This is a genomic window from Psychroserpens sp. AS72, from assembly GCF_038900375.1.
In the GTDB taxonomy this organism is placed as follows: Bacteria; Bacteroidota; Bacteroidia; order Flavobacteriales; family Flavobacteriaceae; genus Psychroserpens.
The window spans coordinates 119,973-146,439 of record NZ_JBBMRC010000002.1; the positions used below are offsets into that span (position 1 = coordinate 119,973).

General features: G+C 32.7%; 12 protein-coding genes. All 12 read left to right on the plus strand.

Features of this window, described 5'->3' with window-relative positions; translation table 11 throughout:
* Nucleotides 1-20: 20 nt before the first annotated feature.
* The 12 genes from WNY78_RS04130 (at nucleotide 21) to WNY78_RS04185 (ending at nucleotide 26,462) form a co-directional block, all read left to right on the plus strand.
* Nucleotides 21-1,856 (plus strand): gliding motility-associated C-terminal domain-containing protein, encoded by a 1,836-nt coding sequence (locus tag WNY78_RS04130; protein WP_342871922.1) that lies wholly within the window; start codon nucleotides 21-23, stop codon nucleotides 1,854-1,856.
* A gap of 178 nt (nucleotides 1,857-2,034) precedes the next feature.
* Entirely contained in the window at nucleotides 2,035-6,876 is a 4,842-nt protein-coding gene (locus WNY78_RS04135; protein WP_342871923.1) for a choice-of-anchor L domain-containing protein, read from the plus strand.
* A gap of 172 nt (nucleotides 6,877-7,048) precedes the next feature.
* A complete protein-coding gene (locus WNY78_RS04140; protein WP_342871924.1) occupies nucleotides 7,049-12,715 on the plus strand; it encodes a choice-of-anchor L domain-containing protein in 5,667 nt (1,888 codons plus the stop codon).
* A gap of 129 nt (nucleotides 12,716-12,844) precedes the next feature.
* Nucleotides 12,845-15,181 carry a choice-of-anchor L domain-containing protein gene (locus WNY78_RS04145; protein WP_342871925.1) on the plus strand — a complete coding sequence of 779 codons (2,337 nt, stop codon included), beginning with the start codon at nucleotides 12,845-12,847 and terminating at the stop codon, nucleotides 15,179-15,181.
* A gap of 64 nt (nucleotides 15,182-15,245) precedes the next feature.
* Nucleotides 15,246-19,118, plus strand: a complete 3,873-nt coding sequence (locus WNY78_RS04150; protein ID WP_342871926.1) for a two-component regulator propeller domain-containing protein — start codon at nucleotides 15,246-15,248, stop codon at nucleotides 19,116-19,118.
* Nucleotides 19,119-19,268: 150 nt separating this feature from the next.
* Nucleotides 19,269-19,400, plus strand: coding sequence for a hypothetical protein (locus WNY78_RS04155; protein ID WP_342871927.1), 132 nt, complete (start codon nucleotides 19,269-19,271; stop codon nucleotides 19,398-19,400).
* Between the two features lie 192 nt (nucleotides 19,401-19,592).
* Nucleotides 19,593-20,792: a hypothetical protein gene (locus tag WNY78_RS04160; RefSeq protein ID WP_342871928.1), complete on the plus strand. Its 1,200-nt coding sequence runs from the start codon at nucleotides 19,593-19,595 to the stop codon at nucleotides 20,790-20,792.
* A 42-nt stretch (nucleotides 20,793-20,834) separates the two neighbouring features.
* Nucleotides 20,835-22,553 carry a tail fiber domain-containing protein gene (locus WNY78_RS04165; RefSeq protein WP_342871929.1) on the plus strand — a complete coding sequence of 573 codons (1,719 nt, stop codon included), beginning with the start codon at nucleotides 20,835-20,837 and terminating at the stop codon, nucleotides 22,551-22,553.
* Nucleotides 22,554-22,557: 4 nt separating this feature from the next.
* Complete coding sequence (locus WNY78_RS04170; RefSeq protein WP_342871930.1) at nucleotides 22,558-23,532, plus strand: hemagglutinin protein; 975 nt, start codon at nucleotides 22,558-22,560, stop codon at nucleotides 23,530-23,532.
* Nucleotides 23,533-23,536: 4 nt separating this feature from the next.
* Nucleotides 23,537-24,331: a T9SS type A sorting domain-containing protein gene (locus tag WNY78_RS04175; protein WP_342871931.1), complete on the plus strand. Its 795-nt coding sequence runs from the start codon at nucleotides 23,537-23,539 to the stop codon at nucleotides 24,329-24,331.
* Nucleotides 24,332-24,344: 13 nt separating this feature from the next.
* Entirely contained in the window at nucleotides 24,345-24,755 is a 411-nt protein-coding gene (locus WNY78_RS04180; protein ID WP_342871932.1) for a lipocalin family protein, read from the plus strand.
* A 12-nt stretch (nucleotides 24,756-24,767) separates the two neighbouring features.
* Nucleotides 24,768-26,462, plus strand: coding sequence for a tail fiber domain-containing protein (locus WNY78_RS04185; RefSeq protein ID WP_342871933.1), 1,695 nt, complete (start codon nucleotides 24,768-24,770; stop codon nucleotides 26,460-26,462).
* Nucleotides 26,463-26,467 lie beyond the last annotated feature (5 nt).

Below are 26,467 nucleotides of genomic sequence, written 5' to 3' on the forward strand. Positions count from 1 at the left end.
TAAAGTATTAATCAACTCTCATGAGGTTTATCAAATCTGTATTTATTCTATTCATTTTTGTTTTTACAACATCCTCATTTGCCCAAGACATTCAATTATTTCAGCAGTTTAATGGACGATATGATTATACTGCAATTGGTAATACATTAAATCCATTTGAAAATAATCTCGATCAAAGCTTTTGTTTTCCGTTAGAATCATCGAGTGCAGATTTAAATCTATCTACTTCAAATACAATTACTGCAGCCTACTTGTATTGGGCTGGTTCTGGAAGTGGTGATACTAATGTGACACTCAACGGACTTTCAGTTGATGCAGATGATACGTATACTGTAGATTACATTGAAGGAACTACCACATATACTTATTTTTCTTGTTATACTGATATCACGAGTTTTATCATTTCCGAAGGAAATACAACCTACCAATTATCAGATTTAGACATTACAGACGCCTTAACAAACACCAACTACTGTACAAATCGTACAAATTTTGCAGGATGGAGCATTTATATCGTTTATGAAGATGCTGCACTACCATTGAATCAAGTAAACTTATATCAAGGTCTAGAAATAATCAATAGAAATAATCAAGAAAAAATTATTGAAATTGATAACCTAAATGTGATTGATAATGTTGGAGCAAAAATTGGATTTCTGGCTTGGGAAGGTGATAATAGTTTAAATTTTGGTGAAAGCTTATCTATAAATAATAATGTGATTTCAAATCCGCCTTTAAATTTAGGCGACAATGCGTTTAATGGTACCAACACGTTTACAAATTCTAGCACCTTTTATAATTGTGATTTAGATGTGTATGATATTCAAGATAATATAGCTATTGGTGATACGAGCGCAACGATTAAATTAACAACTGGTGACTTTGATGAAAATGGACAATTTAGAGCAGACCTTATCATTATCAATAATATTATTACGGTTTTAAATAGTCAATTACCAGATGCGACCATAGTTTTAGATGATTTTATTATTAATTGTGGTGACAGAACTGTTGTGGTAGACTACACCGTTTTTAATGTTAATAGCACAGATATATTACCTGCAAATACACCAATTGCTTTTTATGCTGAAGGGACTCTCGTTGGACAATCACAAACTCAAAATGATATTGCTATTGATGCTTCGGAAAGTGGCACAATCACACTAACTCTGCCAGATGACATTGGTGATATTATATTACTAACACTAGCGGTTGATGATGATGGCACAGGAGCAGGTACAGTTGCTGAAATCATTGAAACTAATAATAGTACAGACAGTATTATAGAATTATTAGTCTTACCTCCTATTCTAATGTTGCCAAAACATTTGGAGTGTAATGAAGGCTTTAATAGTGCAACATTTAATTTGGTTGACATTTTTTTAAGTTCAGAAAACATAGAAAGTGGTTTCTTCTTTTACGAATCTTTAGAAGATTTAGAAGCAAATGATAATGAACTTATAAACCCAGAAAATTATTCTAACTCTAACAATCCGCAAACCATATATGTTAAAGTTGATAATCCGCCTTGTTATGATATTTATGAATTTCAGGTATTGGTTGAAAATTGTCCGCCTTATGTTCCTGATGGATTCTCACCAAATGATGATGGCACTAATGACTGGTTTAACATTCAAGGATTGTATGATATTTTTGAAGAACATGAACTCAAAATTTTTAATCGTTATGGTACCTTAATCTTTGAAGGTGACAATGATAAAAAATGGCATGGACTTGTCAATAGAGGTCTAAATAATCATGGTAATATTGTTCCTGTTGGCACCTATTTTTACATTTTAAATCCCAATGATTCTAATTATGGACCTTTGATGGGTTGGGTTTATGTGAGTTATTAAAACTAACAACATTCTAAATTGTAAGAATTTTACTCTGCATTGTTAAAATATATTGTATTTCGTCGTCTTTTCTTGTATTTCAACTTAATTACCTCTACTTTTCGACCCAACAAAAGATCAATATTTAATAATAGTCCCAAACTAAACATTATTGACTTCATAACTTAACCGCTTACAAATGAATTTATTCAGAAAATCCCTCAGCCTTTTTGCATGTTTATTATGTTGTACACTTAGTGCTCAACAAATTAATATAGACGATTCATTTACAGAACAAGAACTTATAGAAAACAACCTTATTCAAGGTTGTGTAGAAACCTCAAATATTCAATCACAATTTAATGGTGAAATCAACGGTTTTAATAGCTTTGGTTATTTTGAACGTGCAGGATCTTCTTTTCCTTTTGAAAATGGAATTATGTTATCAACGGGAAACGCTATTTCTGGAGGTAACACTCAAAACAACGCCATTTTAAATGAAGGGCAACCTAACTGGGCAACAGATCCAGATCTTGAAGCTGCTTTAGGAATTACAGGAACTTTAAACGCTACATCAATTGAGTTTGACTTTATATCTGTAACTAACCAAATACAATTTAACTACATATTAGCTTCCGAAGAATACTTTGGGGATTTTCCTTGTAACTATTCAGATGGTTTTGCATTTCTTATCAAACAAACTGGTACAGCTGATCCTTATGTAAATATTGCGGTTATTCCTGGAACCACTACTCCTGTGAATACGAATACGATTCATGATGAAATTGTTGGATTCTGTTCAGCATCAAATGAAGAGTATTTTGAAGGTTACAATCTTGGTGACACCAATTATAATGGTAGAACTGTTGTGATGACAGCAATGGCAGATATTCTACCAAATGTACAATATAGTATCAAACTCGTTATTGCAGATCAAACCGATAAAAATTATGATTCGGCTGTATTTATAGAAGGTAATAGTTTTAATGCAACGGTAGATTTAGGTGATGATATTCAAACCTGTGCAAGTACTGTAACATTAGACGGCAATATAGATAATCCTGATGCGACATACTCATGGTATCTAGATAGTAATTTATTAGCTGGAGAAACACAATCTACTTTAGATGCAACACAAACTGGAGTTTATAGTGTTTTTGTTGAAATTCCTTTAGCAGGCTCAACATGTGTTATTGAAGATACAATTAATGTGACTTTGAGTTCTACTCAAGCTGCAGGTGCTATTACAAATTACGAATTATGTGATGATGCTAGTGGTAATGAACAAGAAGTTTTTGATTTATCTACTAAAGATGCTGAAGTTTTAGCTTCGGTTCCTGCTTCAAGTTATGTGATTTCTTATCATTTAACAGCTAGTGATGCTCAAAATGACAGTGGTGTGATATCTGGCTCATTTCAGAATATAACAAATCCGCAAACCATATATGTTAAAATAGAAGATACCGTTAATGGTTGTTTAGCATATCAAAGTTTTGATTTGATAGTGAATCCATTACCAATTATAACGGCTCCTACAGAATTAATCGCATGTGCAGATAGTGCAATAGATGGGTCAACAGTAATAGATTTATCTGAGAAAGATGATGAAATCACAAATGGAAATTTAGATTTAGTTGTCACTTACCATTTAACACAAGATGATGCTACAAATGGCACAAATGCTATTGCATTACCTTATGCTAATACAAGCACCAACGAAACGATTTTTGTTAATGTAACAAACAGTATTACTGGATGTTCTACGACAACAACATTAGATTTTGAAGTTATCAATAAACCTATTATTAATCAAGAGGATCATTATATTGATGCTTGTGATACAGATCATGATGGTTTTGCAATATTTGATTTAAGCTCTATTATTGATGATGTTTTAGAAGGACTTACAGGAGTTACAGTTACTTTTCATGAAACTCAAGAAGATGCAGATTTAGGTGTAAACCCAATTGCAGACGACACAAATTACACTAACATTAATAGCAATGTACAAACCGTATATATTAGAGTAGAAGATAATGTTACAGGATGTGCCTCAACAACTCCAATTGAAATACACACCAACTTATTATTAACAGCTACAAATATTAGAGATTATGGCCTTTGTGATGAAGATAATGATGGTGAAGAAGAGTTTGATTTTAATGATATTACTGATACAATTTTAGGAGACCTAGAAGAGATCATGGATTATGACATTGATATTGAGTATTATTTAACCGAAGAAGATAGAGACAATCAAACAAACCCTATTGATATCACTTTGCCTTTTGTACCAACAGAAAATCCTCAAACTATTTATATCACGTTAACGAGTCCTACGTGTCAAGAAGTATCAGATTTTGACTTAATAATAAACCCAATCGTTGAATTTGATTCTATTGGTAATCAAATTATTTGTGATGAAGATCAAGATGAAATTACAACACTCAATTTAAGTGATTTTGATTTATTGGTAACTGGAGGTCTAGCAGATTTTACAGTTCGTTATTTTGCTACAGAAGAAGATGCAGAAAACAATTCAAATTCGCTACCAATAATTTACACAAATACAAATAGTACAGAAACACTTTATGCTAGAATAACATTTGGACCAACCTCATGTGCAGATATTAATTCTTTTCAAATTGAGATCTTACCTGCTCCAGTATCTAATGAACCAACAGATATTATTATTTGTGATGATGACCAAGACGGAATTTCAATCATTAACTTGAATGCTAAAATTTCAGAAATAGTAAATGATACAAACAATACAAATATCACGTTTCATACGCTTTTTGTTGATTCAGAAAATGGGATGAATGCGATAACTAATACAGCATTTTATCCTGCTTCTACGAGCACTATTTTTGTGAGAATTGAAAATGCAACTTCAGGATGTGCTAGTTATGAAAGTTTTGATGTGATTGTAAATACTGTACCTATTATCAATAATATTAACTTATATAAATTTTGTGAAATTGGAGATGATGGATTTGGAGAGTTTATATTTTCAACTCAAGATGTTGATATTTTAAATGGTCAAACAGGTAAAGAAGTATTCTATTTTGAAACTGCAATAGATGCAGAAAACAATATTAATGCAATAGACAAAGATGCTGTTTATATTAATCAATCAAACCCACAAACCATTTATGTTCGTGTTGAGAATATTACTGATCCAGACTGTTATTCTACCTCATCATTTATAATTGAAGTTGGTACAAATCCAGAATTTAATGAACCTACAGATATTTTTATCTGTGATGACATCACCAATGATGGTAGTATAAATTTTGATTTTAATGTTCAATTAGCTGAAATTACACAAGGCTTTTCAGATATTCAAGATGTTACATTTCATGCTTCACAATTAGATGCCGAAAATAACAATGACCCATTACCACTAAGTTTTGACAATACAGTAAATCCGCAACAAATTTATGTAAGAATCAATAATGGTTCTATTTGTGAATCATACACCTCTTTTGTACTTAATGTCATTGCTGCACCAGATGTAAATCCCTCAATTCCATTAGAACAATGTGACAATGATTATGATGGGATTACCACATTTGACTTAACACAAACAGAATTTGATATTCTAGATGTAAGACATGATAATATTGTGATTTCATATCACGAAACAATTGAAGATTCATTTTCATATACTAACGCAATACCAGATCCCACAAATTATACTAATCTTACAAATCCGCAAACCGTTTATATTCGTGTTACTAATACAATTTCAGATTGTTTTGTTTCTCTACCTCTAGAGCTTATTGTTAATCTTCCTCCTGCAATTAATCCAATTAGCAGTTATGAGATTTGTGATACAGAAACAGATACGACAGATTTAACTCAAATAAACGCAGTTTTACTTATAGACACTGAAAATGTGGTTGTGACTTATTTTTCTTCGGAAGAAGATGCTCGTAATCAAGTCAACGCTTTAGACACTGATTATACGTATCTAACAACTAACGATTTGTTATTTGCACGTGTTTCCTTTTCAACGACACAATGTTTTTTCATTCATTCATTCAATCTAGTTGTAAATCCTTTACCAGTTGCTAATCAACCTATTAATCTAGAAGCATGTGACGATGATTTTGATGGCTTCTTAGAGTTTGATTTATTACAACAAAATGCACAGGTATTAGGAAATCAAAATCCAAATAACTTTACAGTAAGTTATTATTTAGACCAACTATTAGCAGAAGAAGGTGTTGATGACCTTGGAGATTCTTATGAGTCTTTAACAAACGAAACTATTTATGTAAGAGTTGAAAATAATATGACTGGATGTTATAGTACGACATCATTTATGATTATAGTATTTGAAAGACCAGTTTTAGATATTGGTGAGCAAGTAATATGTTTAGAGAACTTACCATTAATAGTAAGTGCGAATACAAATAACGCTGGAGATGTATATCAATGGTCAACAAATGAATCAACTCCAGAAATTGAAATCACAGAAGTTGGTACCTACTCTGTCACAGTAACTACTATTCATGGTTGTGTAACTTCAGAGGTATTTACAGTAACAGAATCTGAAGCTGCAACTATAGAAATTACAGAAACCATCGATTTCTCAGACCCAAACAACATCACAGTAACCATTAGTGGTATTGGTAATTACTTGTATCAATTAGATGATTATCCTCCACAAGAATCAGGATTTTTTGAAAATGTAAGTTTAGGTTATCATACCATTACGATTATAGATTTAAATGGATGTTCTGAAGTTAGTAAAGACATTGTGGTTATTGATGCACCTAAATTTTTCACGCCTAATAATGACTCTTATTTTGACACTTGGCATATTACAGGTGTAGAAACTTTGACAGGTACTATGGTCTATATTTATGATCGCTACGGAAAATTGCTAACCACATTAGACTCGCAATCTAGAGGTTGGGATGGCTATTATAACGGAAATCTTATGAGAGCAAGTGATTACTGGTTTGTTGCCGATGTTAAAAAAGGCAATATTGAGTTTCAAGTAAAAGGCCATTTTGCACTACGATTGTAATGCATATGAAAATAGCATAGTGACCTAAACAAGTCGTTTAACCAAAAAAGCACCTCTTAGACTAAAAATACTCAGCAATGGGTATTTTTTAATTAGCTTACCTACCCTAAATTTACGCTTCCCAAAAGTAAGTCTAGAATGACTTAACCTAAATCACAATTAGTTGCTAATAATGATAAGGGATTACTTTTGCTTTTTTGTACTGTTTTTAGTTCTAATAACTGGAGCTAAGGCGCAGCAAATCACAACAGATGATACGCTACCTCTTCAATCACTTATAGAGAATAATTTTGGACAAGGGTGTGTTGAGATATCAAATATCTCATCTTCAATTAATGGATCTATAAATGGACTTTCAAGTTATGGATCTTTTGAAAAAGGAGCTTCAAATTTCCCTTTTGAAAACGGCATTCTATTAAGTACAGGAAATATTACTTCCGCAGGAAATACAATTAACTCAAACCCTTTAAATGAAGGTGGTAATAATTGGGGAACAGATTCCGATTTAGAAAACGCTCTCGCACTAACAGGAACTATAAACGCTACAGCAATTGAATTTGATTTTATTTCCGTAGCAAACCAAATTCAGTTTAATTATTTATTAGCTTCCGAAGAATACCTTGGCACCAACCCTTGCTCCTATTCAGATGGTTTTGCTTTTTTAATTAGAGAAGCAAATTCTACAGGACCTTTTACAAATATTGCTATTATTCCTAGTACGTCAATTCCTGTAAACACAAATACAATCCATGATGAAATTGTGGGTTTTTGTCCTGCATCAAATGACACTTATTTTGATGGTTACAATCTTGGAGATACCAATTATAATGGACGCACAACTGTTTTAACTGCAACAGCATCTATACAACCTAATGTGCAATATAGTATCAAATTGGTGATCGCAGATCAAGGTGATAAATTTTACGATTCCGCAGTATTTATTGAAGGGAATAGTTTTAATGCAACAGTTGATTTGGGTCCAGATATTGTGACGTGTGGAGATGCAGTAGAACTTAACGGAAACATAGACAACAGTCAAGCAAGTTACGAATGGTTTCAAAACGGAACTCCAATTACTGGCGAAACGAATCCAACTTTAGAAGTTACCGAGTCTGGAACTTATAAAGTACAAATAAGCATTATATTAAATAATACGTCTTGTGTAATAGAAGACGAAGTTATAGTCACCTTAAATTCTGAACAAGATTCTGGTGAGATTTCAGATTATTTAATTTGTGATGATCCTTCTAATGATGGTGTAGAAATGTTTGACCTTTCAACCAAAGATCTTGAGATAGAACTTTTATTACCGCCTTCTAATTATAATATTACTTATCATATCTCTTCGGAAGATGCGCAGAACGGAGAAAACCCATTACCAAATAATTACCAAAACACATCGTCTCCTCAACAAATTTTTGTTCGCACAGAAGATTTAGACAATGGATGTTTGGCTTTTGCAACGTTTAACATCATTGTTAACGAACCTCCAATTCTTGAAGAACCAACAGCAGTGACTGTTTGTGATGATGGGATTGCAGATGGACTGACGATGATAAATCTAGATGAAACGACTAATGAAATCACTAATGGAAATCCTAATCTTTATGTAAGCTATCATTATTCTCAACAAGATGCTAATACAGGTCAAAACCCATTATTTTCTCCATACAGCAATATAAATCCTAATGAAACTTTATATATTAGAGTGTATGATGCAACTACAGGATGTTCTAGTACAACTTCTGTAGATATTTCTGTACAAGACAATCCTATGGTAGACACTACCAATCCTCAATACATCAATGCTTGTGATGACAATGAAAATGGTATAGCCGATTTTGATCTAACGAGTGCTATTGAAGAACTCTTAGACGGTTTAACAGGAGTTAATGTAACATTTCATGAAACTTATGAAGATGCAGAAACAGGAGATAATCCTATTGCAGATCCAGATACCTATCAAAATATAGTACCTGGTTTACAAGTTATATATATTCGTATTGTTGACGAAGTGAGTGGTTGTTATATAATTGTGCCATTAGAATTACACTCTAACCTTCCAGATAGTGGATTTGGAGGCGATGTTTTTAACGTTTGTGATGATATTTCTGCAGATGGTATTGCAGATTTTGACCTCAACGAAGTAGAACAAGACTTAACTAATGGTTATGATGAGTTTGGAGTTACATTTTATGAAACAGAAGACGACCTTAATAATGAAATAAATCCTATTGACAAATCAATTCCTTACACAGTTACATCCAGTCCAACCACTATTTATGCCGTAACATCAGATGGAGATTGCGCATCAGATTTATCAATTAATTTAGTTATTTATCCACCAGTTGATATTCAAGGACTTGAAGATGTAGATTATTGTGATGAAGATACAGATGGTTACACCACCATTTTTTTAGAGACATTTAATAATCACGTAAGTCCTAATGCTAATGCGTATAACATTAAATATTATTTAACAGAGGAAGATGCAATTAATAATGAAAACATCTTAGAACCTTATTATAATAATGTTTCCAATCCGCAAGTGGTTTGGGTTAAAGTTACGAGCACAAATACAGGATGCTACGATATTGCTCCTTTAACAATTAATATCTCAAATGCTCCAACGGCAAACGTCCCAACAGATATTATTATTTGTGATGACAACCAAGATGGGATTTTCAACATAGATTTAACAACCAAAATCTCCGAAACTGTATCAAACACGAATAATCTCGATATTACATTTTACACCGATTATAATGATGCTTTTAATGCTGAAAATAGCATAGTAACTCCAACTAGTTATGATTCAACATCACAATACATTTTTATAAGAGTAGAAAACGCAACTACAAGTTGTTTTACTGTTGTTTGGTTTTACGCTTACATTAATACCGAACCAGATTTTATACCTATTACTAATTTTGAAAACTGCGAAGCAGATGGCAATGGCATAGCCGATTTTTTCTTTTATTTAAAAGACACAGAAATCCTCAACGGTCAAGCAGGAAAAGATGTTTTGTATTTTGAAACTGAGCAAGATGCTATCGACAGAACAGGAATTATCGATAAATACGCAGCATATCAAAATACAACAAGTCCACAAACAATACATGTGAGAGTTGAGAATATTTCAGATATTAGTTGCTTCGGAACATCGGAGTTTGAACTTGAAGTTGGCTCGCTTCCACCATTTAATGAACCACAAGATATTTTTGTCTGTGATGATGTTTCTAACGACGGAATTGAAAATTTTGATCTCAATCTTAAAATTTTAGAAATTTCCGAAGGTATTGATCAAACATTGAGCATCTCCTTCCATCCTTCTCAATATGAAGCCGATCAAGACCTTAATGAATTTCCTTTAGATTTTGATAATTATACAAATCCGCAACAAGTCTATGCACGAATTGAAAATGGCACGTACTGTCACGCCATCGTAGAATTTGACATTAATGTGATCCAGATTCCAGATGTGAATGCACCATCAGAATTAATACAATGCGATACAGATAATGATGGTTTTGTAACTTTTGATTTGACACTTGTTGAATTTGAAATTTTAGATGTAAGGCAAGATGATATTGTGATTTCATACCATGAGTCTATTGAAGGTGCAGATACAGATACTGAAATTATAAGTGACCCAGAGAATTATACTAATACTTCAAATCCGCAAACGGTCTACATTAAAATTAATAATACTGTTTCTGATTGTTATGTCACTTTACCTATTAATTTAATTGTTAATCTTCCTCCTGAAGTCATTGATTTCCAGACGTACCAAATTTGTGACAACATACTAAATGAGTTTAATCTCAATACTATTAATACTGAAGTTACTAACGAAGCAGAAACACTTATAAGCTATTATAATTCATTGGCAGATGCACAGGTAAACACAAATTCTATAGATACAAACTATACGTATCAAAGTACTGATGACACTATATATATACGATTAGAAAACCCAACAACAGGATGTTGGACGACCTATAATTTTGATTTGATTGTCAATCCGTTACCAATTGCAAATGAACCCTCTACATATTTAGCTTGTGATGATATTACTAATAATGGTGTAGAAAATATCGACTTAACATTTCAAAACAATCAAGTTTTAGGCTCACAATCTAGTACACTCTTTACTGTAACTTACTACAATACAGAAGCAAATGCAAATAATGGCAATAATAGTTTACCAAATGATTACGTAGCTAATAACGGTGAAATAATTATTGTAAGATTAGAAAATAATATAACAGGTTGTTATGATATTACTCAATTTGATGTGCTAATTTATGAGCATCCTCAACCTGCACTACCTACTATTTTATGTGATGATGATTATGATGAGATTACAACATTTGATCTAACGATTTCAGAAAGTGATTTATACGCTATTATTCCAGATTATATTACAATTTCATATTTTGAAACGCAAGAAAATCTCAATGCAGATACAAATCCAATAGTAAATCCAAGCAATTATACTAACACTTCTAATCCTCAAACCATTTACATAAAAGTATTCAACACGCTCGCTAATTGCTATACTGCTGTCCCATTAGAACTTCAAGTTAATGTACCTCCAACGATTAATGAATTTGGAAGTATTGAAATTTGCGATAATGCAACTAGTAGTTTTGAATTGAATACTATTGACCAGATTATTGTTGATAATAATACAAACGTTGTATTGAGCTACTATGATAATGTAGTAGATGCTCAAAATAGCACCAATGCTTTAGACACAAATTACAATTACACAACAACAAGTGATACAATTTATATTAGGATAGAATCTCAAACTACAGCATGTTTCTACATCTACCCTTTTCAATTAACTATTTTACCATTACCAATTGCAAATCAACCTGATCCATTAGAAGCTTGTGATGATGATTTTGATAGTTTATTTATCTTCGATTTAACACAACAGGATAGCCAAATTCTTGGAACTCAAAATCCAAATAACTTTACAGTAACCTACCATTCTACAAACAATGATGCTAACTCAAATACAAATGCATTACCTGCTAACTATAATGTCCAATTTGTTGAGACTATATATGTTCGTGTAGAAAACAACGCAACTGGATGTTATAGTATCACAGAATTTATAGCTTCAGTAAGACGCAAACCAGAAGTAGAAATTCCAGATCAAGTGGTTTGTTTAGACAATTTACCATTAATAGTAAGTGCCAATACAACTATGTTTGGTGACACATATTTATGGTCAACAGGTGAGATCTCATCAGAAATTGATATTACAGGAATTGGCACATATTGGGTTACAGTCACTTCAGAGTATGGTTGTGAAACCACAAGTGTATTCAACGTTACAGAGTCTGAAGCTGCAACAATAGATTTCACTGAGACTCTAGATTTCTCAGACCCAAATAATATCACAATTACGATAAGTGGTATTGGTAATTACTTATATCAACTAGATGACTTTCCTCCTCAGGAATCTAACTTTTTTGATAATGTATCTCTAGGTTATCATACGATTACCATTATAGATTTAAATGGTTGTGCAGAAGTCACCAAAGAAATTGTTGTTATTGATGCACCTAAATTTTTTACTCCAAATGGCGATGGATATTTTGATACTTGGCATATAATAGGTGTTGAAACTTTACCAGGAACTATTGTTTACATTTTTGATCGCTACGGAAAATTGCTAACCACATTAGACTCGCAATCTAGAGGCTGGAATGGCTTTTACAACGGAAACCTTATGAGAGCAAGTGATTACTGGTTTTTAGCAAAAGTAAAAAAAGGTGATATTAATTTTGAGGTGAAAGGTCATTTTAGTCTACGATTATAATACCAATTATGATTTGAAATGGTTTTGACTTTAAATAATTTAAGTTATCATTGGTAGTATATAATCTTAACATTTATTAAGATTAAAGAACTCCTTCAATTAGTATCTTTGCAATCGTTAAAATTGCTAATGAAAACGACCTTTAAAATCTTATGCTTTCTATCTACAGTATTGGCTTTTGGCCAAAACATTTCTGTAGACAGTCAAACGTATTCTGCACAAGAATTAATAGAGAACATACTAATTGATAGTAACTGTATTGACAATGTGATGGTTACAAATGTGGTAGGTGGTGATTTTTCTTCTACTGACCAAAGCTATGGCTATTTTGATGCTACTGGTACAACATTCCCTTTTGAAACAGGTATCGTTATGAGTACTGGACGATTAGCTAACGTTCCAGGTCCTAACACTTCACTAAGTGATGACGATGCTCCAGGTTGGATTGGTGATGCTGATTTAGAAAATGCACTTAACGAAAGCAATACAACCAACGCAACCATTCTAGAATTTGATTTCACATCTGTTGCTACAGAAATAAGCTTTAGATATCTTTTTGCTTCGGAAGAATATCAAGAAGGAAACCCAAATACATGCCAATACTCAGATTTGTTTGGTTTCTTAATTCGTCCAGCCACAGGAACTCAATATACCAACATCGCTTTAGTGCCAGGAACTCAAACTCCTGTAAAAGTAACAACAGTTCATCCAGATATTCCTGGAGGTTGCCAAGCACAAAATGAAGCCTATTTTGGAAGTTTTAATCCAGCTGCATCTCCTACTAATTTTGCTGGACAAACTAAAATATTAACTGCAACTGCCCAAGTGATTCCTAATGAAACCTATCATGTAAAATTGGTAATTGCAGATGAGCAAAATTATAGATTTGATTCTGCCGTTTTTTTAGAAGCAGGAAGTTTTAGATTGTCTACAGATTTAGGCCCTAATCTTTTAATAAATAATGGTAATGCTATTTGTGGTGATGACACGTATACCATCCAATCAAATGAACCTGGAACTAACAACAGTTATAAATGGTTTAAAGATGGTGTTCAATTGTTGACAGAAACCAATTCTTTTTTAGAGGTTGATGAAGCTGGGACTTATAATTTAGAAGTTACTTTAGATAATAACTGTTTATCTTATGGTGAGGTTATTATTGAATATTCTGAAAATCCAATTGTATTCGATTCGGTTTTAATTGAGTGTGATCAAAATCAGGACGGAATAACATTTTATAATCTTTTCAATGCTGAAAGTGATGTTACCAATGATGATCCATCTCTATTTATTTTAGGTTTTTACCTAACCGAAAATGATGCAGAAAACGAAACCAATGTCATTGTTGGTGCTGCCAATTTTGAGAATACCATTCCGTTTCAAACCGTTTACGCTCGTGTAGAGAACCAAGCCAATTGCTATAGCATTGCTGAAGTTGAACTTCAAATATCTAATAATATCGTATTTATTCCAGCTCTAGAAGCGTGTGATGGTGATGATGTAGATGGATTTGCAGATTTTAATTTGAACGATATTACGACTTCCATTTCAAGTCAAATTCCAATGGATGCGACCGTTACTTTTTATTTGAACGAAGCTGATGCTTTTGCAGAAACCAATAGTGTGTCTGGCACATTTCAGAATACAATACCAAACACGCAAACCATCTATGTAAAAGTTGAAAGTAATAATCAATGTTTTTCAATCTCTACTGTGCAATTAGTTGTTTTATACACACCTGTTTTATTAGAGGATGAGTCGTTTATTTACTGCTTAAATAGTTTTCCTGAAACCATAACTTTGGTTGGAGGTGTGCTAAATGATGAGCCTAACAACTATTATTACGAATGGTTATTTAACGGAACTTCAACAGAAATCAACACCACATTTAACGACATCAACGAAGTAGGAACTTACACAGTTATCGTCACAGATCCTAATGGTTGCTCGTCTAGTAGAACGATTACTGTTTTACCATCAAGTGATCCTGAGATTGAAGATGTAATCATTTCCGAAGGTACAACATTGAATAATACAGTCACGATTATTGCTACTGGTGATGGTGATTTTGAATATGCATTAGATACTACAGATAATGGTTTTCAAACCGAAAACACGTTTACTAATGTCGCTCCTGGTTTTCATACGATTTTTGTTCGTGATACTAATGGTTGTGGAATTACAGAACAAGTAATTTCGGTGCTAGGTTTCCCAAAGTTTTTTACGCCTAATGGTGATATTTTTAATGAGCGTTGGAAAGTTTACGGTGTGAATTCTAACTTTAATCAAGGTACAAATATTCAGATTTTTAATCGCTACGGAAAATTGCTAACCCAATTTACCAATGAAAGTGCTGGTTGGAATGGAACATTTAATGGTCATCCTCAACCAAGTGATGATTATTGGTTTGTAGTAACACTAGTTGATGGCAGAACATATACTGGCCACTTTGCTTTGAGGCGATAACACAAACTTTTAATATTCAACTCATTAATATTACTTAACTTTAGATTCAAAATAATAGCTGTTAATGAATCGTATAGTTTCGGCATGTCTTGTTTTAATAAGTTTAAGTTGTTTTGCTCAAGATTCTAAGCAAATATCTTTTCGTGAACTTGCAGTAGCACAAGGCTTATCTCAAAACAGTGTTGTTAGTATTGCTCAAGATTCTATTGGTTATATGTGGTTTGCCACTCAAGATGGACTTAATAAATATGACGGCATCAATTTTACGTTTTACAACAAACAATTTGAAGATGTAACCAGACCGACATATAGTAAGTTAGGAAAAATATATGTAGACCAACTTGGCGTTTTATGGATTATTAGCAACTCTGGGATTCTCGAAAAATTTGACAATAAAACGGAGACATTTAAACATATCCAAACGATTGAGAATGCTAGTGTCGTTTTTCAGAATAAAAAGAAAGACTATTATATAGGTACCTACGGAAATGGGCTTTACAAAATTGATCGTTCTACAAAAGATACACTTCGCGTATTTGACAATGCGTTTAAAAATCTTAATACTTACGATTTTCTTGAAGTCAATAACACTCAATATGTCGCGACATCAACTCACGTTTTTAGAATAGATGATAAAGAAATTTCTACAGTACAAATAGAAAATGATGACACTAATTTTAGCACTCTCACGATTTCTAAAGATAATACAGTATGGCTTGGGAGTTTTGGCAACGGACTCTATTATAAATCTAAAAATTCTAATGCCTTTAAAAAGTTTAACCATTTACAACTACCTTCAGCATTAAACATTCAAGATATTTTAGTTGATAATAACGATAATTTATGGATAGCTACTTATGGAGATGGCTTATACATATTAGACCACACAAAAACTAAAGTATCGCATTATACCGAAAACAAAAACAATCCTTATGCGCTCCAATATAATGATGTGCTTAGCTTGTATCAAGATTATACAGGTACGGTTTGGCTAGGAACAGATGGTGCAGGTTTAAGTTATTATGATGAACATCTTACTAAATTTAATGTCATAACAAACGACCAAACTCCAAAAGACATACCTGTAGATGTGGTAAGGGCAATTGCCTATGACGATTCAAAGATGATGTGGTTTGGAACGTCAGGAAAAGGGTTAACAAAGATTCATATAGACAAAGGGATTTATAAATCTTATACAACAGAAAACTCTAAAATTGCTAGTAATCGTATCATGAGTTTACTATCAGATAATGGTAACTTATGGATTGGTCATCAAGGTAAAGGCTTACAAATATTAGACTCAAAGGGTAATTTTGAAACGATTGAAGCTTTAAAAAACGAAACCATTTGGAAAATCTATAAATACACTCCAAATCAATTTTGGTTATGTACTAGAGATAGTGGCATCATGCTTTATGACAAAAATAAAGGCATTATTAATCAATATACCGTAGACAATTCTGGTTTAACTTCTAATAATATTAGAACCATAGAAAGAGGAAATTTTAATGAGATTTGGATTGGTAGTGAGGTTAACGGTTTGTTTCTATTAGATTTTCAATCGCAAACTATTAAACCAATACCAAAAATTCCTAATAAAATCAAGTCTCTATATTTTAATGATAATATCTTATATGTTGGTACCAACGGTAATGGTTTAAAAAGTTATAATACGTTGAGTAAACACATAAAAACATATACTAATGAATCTGGTCTATCTAACAATGTCATTTATGCAATTCTACCAGATGAAAAAGGTAATTTATGGCTAAGTAGCAATAAAGGCATTTCAAGATTTAATCCTAATGATAAATTCAAAAAATTCATAGAAAACTATACCGAAAACAGTGGTTTACAATCTTTTGAGTTTAATACTGGCTCCTATTATAAAGCAATTGATGGAACACTTTTTTTTGGCGGATTAGAAGGTGTTAATTGGTTCTTGCCAAGTGAATTAACGATTAATGAGGTTGTTCCAAAAACTGTGATTTCAAAGTTTGAAATATTTAACGAAAAAGAGCCGATGATTCCCGAGGCAACATTTCGGCATAATCAAAATACAATAACGTTTACGTTTGCTAGTTTGCATTATTCAGAACCTTCAAAAAACTTGTATCGTTATAAATTAGTTAATCATGATGCTAATTGGTCTGTACCAAATTATAGTAATGTAGCACATTACACCAACTTACCTCCAAATGAATACACATTTTTAGTAACATCAAGTAATTATGAAGGTGTTTGGAATAAAACACCTGCAACTTACACTTTTGAAATATCAAAGCCATGGTTTAAAAGTGGTGTAGCCTATGCCATCTATAGCATTTTATTTTGGTTAGCTTTATTTGCTATATACAAATACTTTAGGTTTAAATGGAAATTAGAAACCCAATTACGATTAGAACATGCAGAAGCTGAAAGGCTCAAACAAATAGATGAATTCAAAACCAAATTATATACTAATATTTCTCACGAATTTAGAACGCCATTAACCCTAATTTCTGGACCCATAGACCATCAATTATCTAGAGACACTTTAAAACCCGAAGATCGCAAAGAACTTAATTTAGTGAAGCAAAACGCAAATAGGTTACTCAATCTAGTTAATCAAATGTTAGACTTATCATTAATAGATTCTGGTCAGTTGCGATTACTCGTTGAAGAAGGAAACCTTAATGTCTTATTAAAACAAATCGTTGCTGCTTTTCAATATAAAGCAAATGACAAACACATACACATTAACAGTAAAATTGAAAACCTGACCAATGTATGGTACGATGTAGATATTATTGAAAAAATAACAACTAATTTATTATCTAATGCCATAAAGTATGCACCAGAACATACTGAAATTATCATAGATGCAAATGCATTAGATCATTCTCTAGTCTTGTCTATAATTAATGTGAATACTAGTATTTCTAAGCAAGATTTTGAAAAACTGTTTCAACGATTTTACCAAAATAATGAAGCATCTGATGGTGTAGGCGTTGGCTTAGCCCTTGTTAAAGAGTTAGTAAACCTCTCAAAAGGAAGTATTACTGCAAATACTGTAGACAAAGATAAAGTTCAGTTTACGGTGACTTTACCAATTAATAAAAATGCTTTTAATGCTTCGGAAATTAAAACTGAAACAAAATATCAACCTCCTATTGAAGACCTAAGTAATTTAACAACAAACAATACAGACCATCCGCTTTTACTCATTGTAGAAGATGAAAAAGATATTAGAGCTTTTGTCTCATCAATTTTTAAAGACAAGTATCAAATTATTGAAGCAGAAAATGGACAAACAGGTATAGATTTAGCGTTACAATACATACCAGACATCATTATTAGTGATGTTATGATGCCAGTCAAAACTGGTATTGATTTATGTAATACTTTAAAATATAATGAATTAACAAGCCATATTCCAATTATCCTACTCACTGCAAAAGTTGGTGAAAACAATGAAATTGAAGGCTTAAAAACTGGAGCAGATGCTTATATCACAAAGCCATTTAATAGCGAAAAATTACTTTTAAGAGTAAGAAAGCTCATCGAAAATAGACAACAACTTCAAAAGCATTTTAGTAAAGACTTTAGCATCAACCCAGAACTTTCAATCACATCAACTGAAGCCGATTTCTTAAAACGCTTAAAGCAGGTTTTAGATCATAAAATTACAGACTCAAACTTTACTAGCGAAGCATTTGCTGAAGCCATGCATATGAGTAGAACACAATTGCATAGAAAACTAAAAGCCATTGTTGGCAAGAGTGCTACAGAATTCATAAGATCGCAACGCTTAAAATTAGCAATAGATTTACTAAAAAAATCTGATGCTACCATTTCTGAAATTGCATATCAAATTGGATTTAACACTCCTTCATATTTTATTAAGTGTTTCAAAGAAGCTTATAACTGTACTCCTACCGATTATATTTCGAAATAAACCAAACCCATAAATAACTGTTTTTCAGTTGATTATTTTAAATATTTCAATCATGTTACATATGTTACATGATTTGAAACATATCTTTTACCCTCTCCTCAAGCTTCTATATAATTTTACATCACAGAGAATCCCTAGCACATTTTTAAGATGGATAACGGTCTAAAAGAAAAAGATGAAAAGATATACCTCAGTATCGATCATTTAAAAAAAGGAACTTATAAACTCAATATTTTATTGAAAAACGAAATCATTAAAACGATAGAATTTATCAAACGATAGTAAAGAAGCTATTAATCAGTTGAGAAAGGGAATCAATAAATATAAACGTGGAGTTTGCGTTGGTTCCTTTTTTTCTAAATCAAGAATTGAATTAGCCTATACTCTAAATACATTAAAAAATAACATTAAAACACTAACCTACAGTTAATTAAAATCGATAAAGAGAAACATCAACACAAATAAACTCATATTATGAAAACAAAATTCACTTTACTTCTCTTTCTATTAAGCTTCCTAGGATACGCTCAAAACGGAATCAATTACAAAGCTGTAATTAAAGATGACTTAGGCAACGTCATTGCCAATAGTAACACTATTACAATTCAATTTACTATTCTAGAAGGTATAAGTGCATCTTACCAAGAAACACAAACACCAACCTCAGATAATAACGGAATAATTATAGTAAACATTGGAGAAGGCACACCAATCTTTGGTGATTTTTCAACTATTGAATGGGAAAATGGCACTCAATATTTAAATGTACAAATTGATATTGGTAACGGACTAGAAGACATGGGAAATAGCCAATTTAAAACAGTTCCTTATGCTCTAGCATCTGGAGACAAATCATGGGAAACAGAAGTTGACAATGTACATGTACTATCAAAAAATGTGGGAATAGGCACAGATACTCCAACCGAACTTTTGCACATTCATGATGAGGACAAAGTAGGTATAAATTTAACTGTTCCTAGTTATTCAGATGAAACTCAAATAGAATTTAAAAATGGTGATATCAATGGACTTCACTCCTTTTTCAAACTTTCTAATCAGTCTGATTCATTTAAAATAGCTTTAGATACAGATATTACTACTACAGTTGGATATGAAGATAAACTTAGAGTAAACTCTATAGGTTTGGCATTACAAAACGGTGTAACTATTAATGAATTTTCTGAAGATAACACCTTATCAGGCAATAGCAATTTAGCAGTTCCAACTGAACGTGCAGTAAAAAGCTATATAGATGATGTAGTTGGTGATAAAGTGATTTTCAAAGTTAGAGGTAATGGCTTTGCTGTAAAAGATATTGATGGCGCTACTGAAGTAGAGACAAATATCTGGGATATAGAAGTTTATGACACAGCAAATGCTTTTAATACAACTAGTGATCGATTTGTTGCCCCAAGCTCTGGTTACTATTTTCTTCATGCATGTATAAAACAGTCAAACTTTATCACGCCAGCATTTTTTAGAATACGATTCAATGTAGATGTAAATTCAACATATAGCACTATTGTAGATGGAGATGATGTAAAAACAGAAGTTAGTGGTATTTACTTTTTAAGTGCTGGACAAGATGTTTATGTGCTTTTAAGAAATTTTTCTGCAGGAGAAGATGAGCGTATGGATGGAACTGGTAGCTGGTTTGAAGGTTATAAACTCTAATATAAAACGCAATGCTTAGATAACTATATAAATAACAAACGCATGAAAACAAAAATTACTTTAGTAATCCTATTGATAAGCCTAATAGGTTATGCTCAAAATGGAATCAATTACAAAGCTGTAATTAAAGATGACTTAGGAAATGTCGTTGCAAACCAAAACGTTGATATTAGATTTACAATCTTGCAAGGTGCAATTAACGCTTATCAGGAAACGCACGATACTACAACAGATAGCAATGGTATAGTCATTGTAAATATTGGAGAAGGCACTGTAGTATCAGGAACATTCTCAGCAATAGTATGGGGAAATGGTGTTTTTTCTCTTAAAACCGAAATAGATATAGAACAAAATGGGAGCTTTGATATTGAAGAAACCACAGCCTTTAAAACAGTACCATATGCAATTTTAGCAGAAAAATCCTTGACAACAAGAAACATTGAATTGCCTTACTATGATGAAGGAATTCAAGAAAGTGGTGCAACCTTTCATATACAAAACGATGGTATCAATGGTCGTTACGGAATCGCAGGTTCGACAGGAGTTAATGCAGAAAACTTGCCAAGTAACAATGCAGGTGTACTGGGAAATGGAGTTGGAGCCCATGGTGTTTACGGTTATGCAGAAACGAGCTTTTGGGCAGGCGTACAAGGGGTTTCTAATTCCTCAGAAGGAGTAGGCGTACAAGGCTACGGTTTTGGAGGAGGTGTTGGAGGTCATTTTTATACGACTTCAACAGGTGTAGCTGCTTTGACTACAGGTAGAGGAAATGTTGGTATTGGTATTGACGAACCAGAAATGAAACTCCATGTTGGCGGAAACCTATTTATACAAACCAATATAGGAAATATGATCATGGGTTTTCCTGAAAACGGTAATCAATGGCAACTTTCTACTCTAGGACAAGGCGCAGAATTACAATTTCAATCTAAACCAGATGGAAGTAATAATTTCGATACTAGATTTAGAATGAGACAAGATGGGGAATTTCAAATTGGTAATATTAGCACAGCAAGCGCTTGGTTACATGTTAAAAACAACTCAAATATTAATAAACCTCTTCTCAAACTCGAAGAAGAAGGTAATGATTATGCCAGATTAGAACTAACTAATGATGCCTCAAATGGTGCTTATTGGCACGTGGCTGGACTTCCATCTGCCACAGCATCTAGTGCTCGTCTTAATTTTTATTTCAGAAATGAAAATGGAGCAGCAGATAGAATGACTATAACAGGAGATGGAGAGGTTGGTATTAATGGGAGTCCAACTGCGAGACTTGAAATTTTTCAAAGAAGTCAGGTTGTAGGAACTGGTTTACGTTTTGATGATGGTACAGCCAATTCTGATTGGGATATTACTCATGGTTTCTCACTTCGTTTTCATTATGGAGGCTTATTAAAAGGGCTTATTAATCCAAATACAGGAGCTTATACACAGTCTTCAGATGTTACTCTCAAAAATAATATACAAAACTTAAATACTGTTTTAGGTCGTGTAAATCAACTTAGACCTACAACTTATTATTATAAAGATGATACTACAAAAACAAAAACCATAGGGCTTATTGCGCAAGAAGTAAAATCTATTTTTCCAGAAGTTGTTCATTTCTCTGAAGCAGACGGATTATATGGAGTTGATTACGCTGCCTTTGGAGTTATTGCTATAAAAGCAATTCAAGAACAACAAATGACCATAGAAAACCAGCAAAAGCAAATTGATGAACTCAAAGCATTAGTAACAACATTAATTAATAAAAAATAATATTATGAAAACGATAATAACGATATATAGTTTACTCTTTGTTGTTTTCTTCGGAAATGCACAAACCATAGAAAAATTTAGTATTGATTCTGGAGGTGCATCAGCTTCTGAAGGAAGTATTCAAATCCTATATACCATAGGTGAAGTCAATGTGCAAGAGCTAAGTACTCCTAGTGTTTCAATTTCCGAAGGATTTATAAATGCAGATTTTAGAATTATCATAGATCCAATTGTCTTTTTACAAGGACCATCTTTAGTGCCTACAGCAATCGGATTAATGAATGACACACTTAGAGAAAGTGCACTTTTACCAACTACAAGTCCTTATGAGGATAATGCGACGTGCAATGCGTCAGTATTTAATACTACAGGAGATAATGCCATTGTAGATTGGATTTGGCTTGAGTTGAGAGCTGCGAATGATAATCAAAAACTCATCAATGCTCGTTCTGCTCTAGTGCAAAGAGATGGTGATGTTGTAGATTTTGATGGGATATCATCTGTTGTAATGCAAGCTGCACCAACCAATTATTTTGTAGTTGTTAAACATAGAAACCACTTGGGTGCAATGAGTGCTGCAACAGTAAATCTATCTGATAATGTGACAACGATAGTAAATTTCACAAATAGTAGTTTCTCTACATTTGGCAGCAATGCACAATCTATTTTAAACTCTGGCAATACAGCGCTTTGGGCTGGTGATGCGAATACAGATGATTCTATTACCTTCTCTGGCAACAATAATGATGTGAATGCTATTAAAGATTACATCCTTGCAGATCCTAGTAATATCTTAAATTTTATTACTTACGTGTCTGCTGGTTATCTCAATTTTGATATTGATTTAAGTAGTGCGACTCGATTTTCTGGTTCTCCAAACGATAGTAATATTATTAAGGATAATGTTCTTAACCATCCAGGAAACTTATTAAACCTACCAACATTTATAATAAACGCAACTGTTCCACCCAAAAATTAAAATCATGAAAACTTTTTATACATTATTTTTCGCATTATTATTTACAACTTCAAGTTTTTCGCAAGGCTATCAATTTGGTATTGTGCACAACTCAGACTATAACTTTTCTATTGTCGCTATTCCAGATTTTGATGCAACCAATACAGATATTTCAGATATTGGTTTTGCATTAATGTTACCAGCAGGTGATGCAGATATTCTAAATATTACACAATTTAATGGTAGACTTTGGACACCAAACCAAGTGACTGCTGCTCAATTATCAAGTTTTGGATTAGGCGATGGTACTCGAGATGCTTTTGTAATGAATTTACCACCTGGACAAACAATATTGTCACATACTACAAACGTCCCTTTTGTTTTAATGTCTTTTGATGTTAGTAATATGCCAACAACAGGTTTACTAGAAATCTTAGTCAATACAGATCCAATTGCAATGGGACTTGGAGGTGCTGTAGATAGTTTTTATAACTCAAATATAGATGAGACGACGACCCAAAACTATTTTAATGGATTAGTCATTGGTCAAGAAGATTTCATGTTTGAAACATTGAGCTTAGAGGATATTGAGCTTGAAAATTACACCGTTTCTGTATATCCTAATCCTGCGATAGAAATGCTGAATGTCAATACCAATCTCGAAGTTATTGAATTGACTTTATATGATGTTTTAGGCAAACAGGTTCTTAACACGAAAGACACTAAATCCATGACAGTGAATCAATTAAACTCAGGCAGTTACCTTTTAAAAATTGAGACTACCAGAGGTTATATAACAAAGAAAGTAATTATAGAATAAATATAATAAGATCATGAAAACATTTAAAACACTTAGTATTCTACTAGTAACTTTTATCCTATTTAGTTGTAGTAGTGATGATGATAACAACAGCCAACAACAATCTACTCAAGAATTATTAACCTCAGGCAAATGGTATCAAGAATCTCGGACTCCTGGAAGTTATACAATTTGTGATAAAGTAAGTTACATCCAATTTACGACCAATAACAATTTTGAACTAGAAAGCTTTGAAGAAAATGGAGATGATTGTATATCGTTGGGATTGATGACAGCAACATATACACTTACTGAGAACATGACTATTGAAATTTCTTTTGAAGGTGAATTGATTTCCACAGAAATAATAGGAATTTCTGCACAAGAATTGACACTATTAACTTCTGAAAATGAAACTTTAGTTTTTGATAAAACAGAAGGTTAAAATCTAATAATTATGAAAACAAGACTTACATTTCTTTTAGTATTCCTATCGGGAATTCTATTAGCACAAAACGGAATTAACTACAAAGCAGTTATAAAAGACACTAATGGAAATGTAATTGCTAATAGTCTAGTTGCTGTACAGTTTAGAATTCTTGTAACAACAGATCTACTTCTAGCTTACGAAGAGATTCATACTCCAACTACAGATGAAAATGGTTTTATAACTATAAACATAGGAGAAGGCACTAGTAGTGAAGAATTTCCTGAATTCATTTGGCGTGCTTATGATGATCATTTTCTTAATGTACTAATAGATACAGGAGGAGGATTTATAGACATGGGTACAACTCAATTTAAGCAAGTACCATTAGCAATGTATGCATCACGTTCAGGATATGCAAGTGTTGCATTAGAAGTATCAAACCTTAAAGGTCTTGATAGAATAATCGGAGATAATGGTAGTGGTTGGAGATTAGCCGGAAGAAATCCAGATTATTATGGATCAGTAGGTTCAAACGCTGTAGATCTAAGTCTGAGCTTCACAGAAAATATAAATGGAGGTGCAACTGGAGATTATTCTTTTGCTTCTGGCTTTGACACACTTTCTTCAGAATTAGCTTCAACAGCAATGGGACAATTCACAATAGCATCTGGTGTTGTTTCTACAGCAATTGGAGCAGGTGCAGAAGCTACAGGAGATTTTTCTATTGCTATGGGTCTTAATACTCAAGCCACAGAATATGCTTCAACTGCTTTAGGACATAATACGACGTCATCGGGAAATTTCTCCACAGCTTTTGGAAATTCTACTACAGCATTTGGGGCAAACTCAACAGCGTTAGGTTATGGCACTATAGCTTTGGGATCAGGTTCTCTTGCTGGTGGAGACGATACATCTTCAATAGGAAGATATAGTGCTGCTTTTGGGAATGAAACTGTTGCACAGTCTTATATTTCGTTCGTCATTGGTAGATATAATACATATGGTGGTAATTCAGATAATTGGGAAGACTCTAATCAACTTTTCGCAATTGGCAATGGAAGTTCAAATACTAATAGAAGTAATGCTATGACTGTTTTAAAAAATGGTAACACAGGGATTGGTACCGATAACCCTCTAGAACTATTACATATTAATGGTGGACGACTTAGAATTGGTACAGAAACCATTGAAGATACTGGCAGTAATCGTTTATCATTTAATGCAGATTTATTACCTGATGTTAATGAAGGTATGCAATTAGGTAATTCTAGTTTCCGTTGGCAAGGTCTTTGGGCTACAGATGGTACAATTAACACCTCAGACAGGCGAGATAAAACAAATATTAAAACTATTAAATATGGTCTTAATGAAGTTCTAAAAATGAATCCTGTAAGCTATAACTGGAAAAATAGAAAAAATCAAGACACCAAATTGGGCTTAATTGCTCAAGACCTATTAGAGTTAGTTCCTGAAGTTGTAAAAACGCATGAATGGCAAAACGCTTCTGACGATGAGAATGCAACATTAAAGAAAGTGGAATTAGATAGACTTGGTGTGTATTATTCAGATTTAATTCCTGTACTCATCAATGCGATTAAAGAGCAACAAAAGATTATTGAAGACCTCAATACAAAAAATAGTAATCTAGAATCTAAAGTAGAGCAAAACTATCAAGCATTACTTTCTCGAATGGAGATTATAGAATCTAAAACTTCAAACTAACAGAT

Bases quoted from the DNA above. Each gene is read 5' to 3' on its own strand.
- WNY78_RS04135 (WP_342871923.1), top strand. From the start codon at position 2,035: ATGAATTTATTCAGAAAATCCCTCAGCCTTTTTGCATGTTTATTATGT.
- WNY78_RS04140 (WP_342871924.1), top strand. From the start codon at position 7,049: ATGATAAGGGATTACTTTTGCTTTTTTGTACTGTTTTTAGTTCTAATA.
- WNY78_RS04155 (WP_342871927.1), top strand. From the start codon at position 19,269: ATGGATAACGGTCTAAAAGAAAAAGATGAAAAGATATACCTCAGTATC.
- WNY78_RS04165 (WP_342871929.1), top strand. From the start codon at position 20,835: ATGAAAACAAAAATTACTTTAGTAATCCTATTGATAAGCCTAATAGGT.
- WNY78_RS04180 (WP_342871932.1), top strand. From the start codon at position 24,345: ATGAAAACATTTAAAACACTTAGTATTCTACTAGTAACTTTTATCCTA.
- WNY78_RS04185 (WP_342871933.1), top strand. From the start codon at position 24,768: ATGAAAACAAGACTTACATTTCTTTTAGTATTCCTATCGGGAATTCTA.
- WNY78_RS04160 (WP_342871928.1), top strand. From the start codon at position 19,593: ATGAAAACAAAATTCACTTTACTTCTCTTTCTATTAAGCTTCCTAGGA.
- WNY78_RS04170 (WP_342871930.1), top strand. From the start codon at position 22,558: ATGAAAACGATAATAACGATATATAGTTTACTCTTTGTTGTTTTCTTC.
- WNY78_RS04150 (WP_342871926.1), top strand. From the start codon at position 15,246: ATGAATCGTATAGTTTCGGCATGTCTTGTTTTAATAAGTTTAAGTTGT.
- WNY78_RS04145 (WP_342871925.1), top strand. From the start codon at position 12,845: ATGAAAACGACCTTTAAAATCTTATGCTTTCTATCTACAGTATTGGCT.
- WNY78_RS04175 (WP_342871931.1), top strand. From the start codon at position 23,537: ATGAAAACTTTTTATACATTATTTTTCGCATTATTATTTACAACTTCA.
- WNY78_RS04130 (WP_342871922.1), top strand. From the start codon at position 21: ATGAGGTTTATCAAATCTGTATTTATTCTATTCATTTTTGTTTTTACA.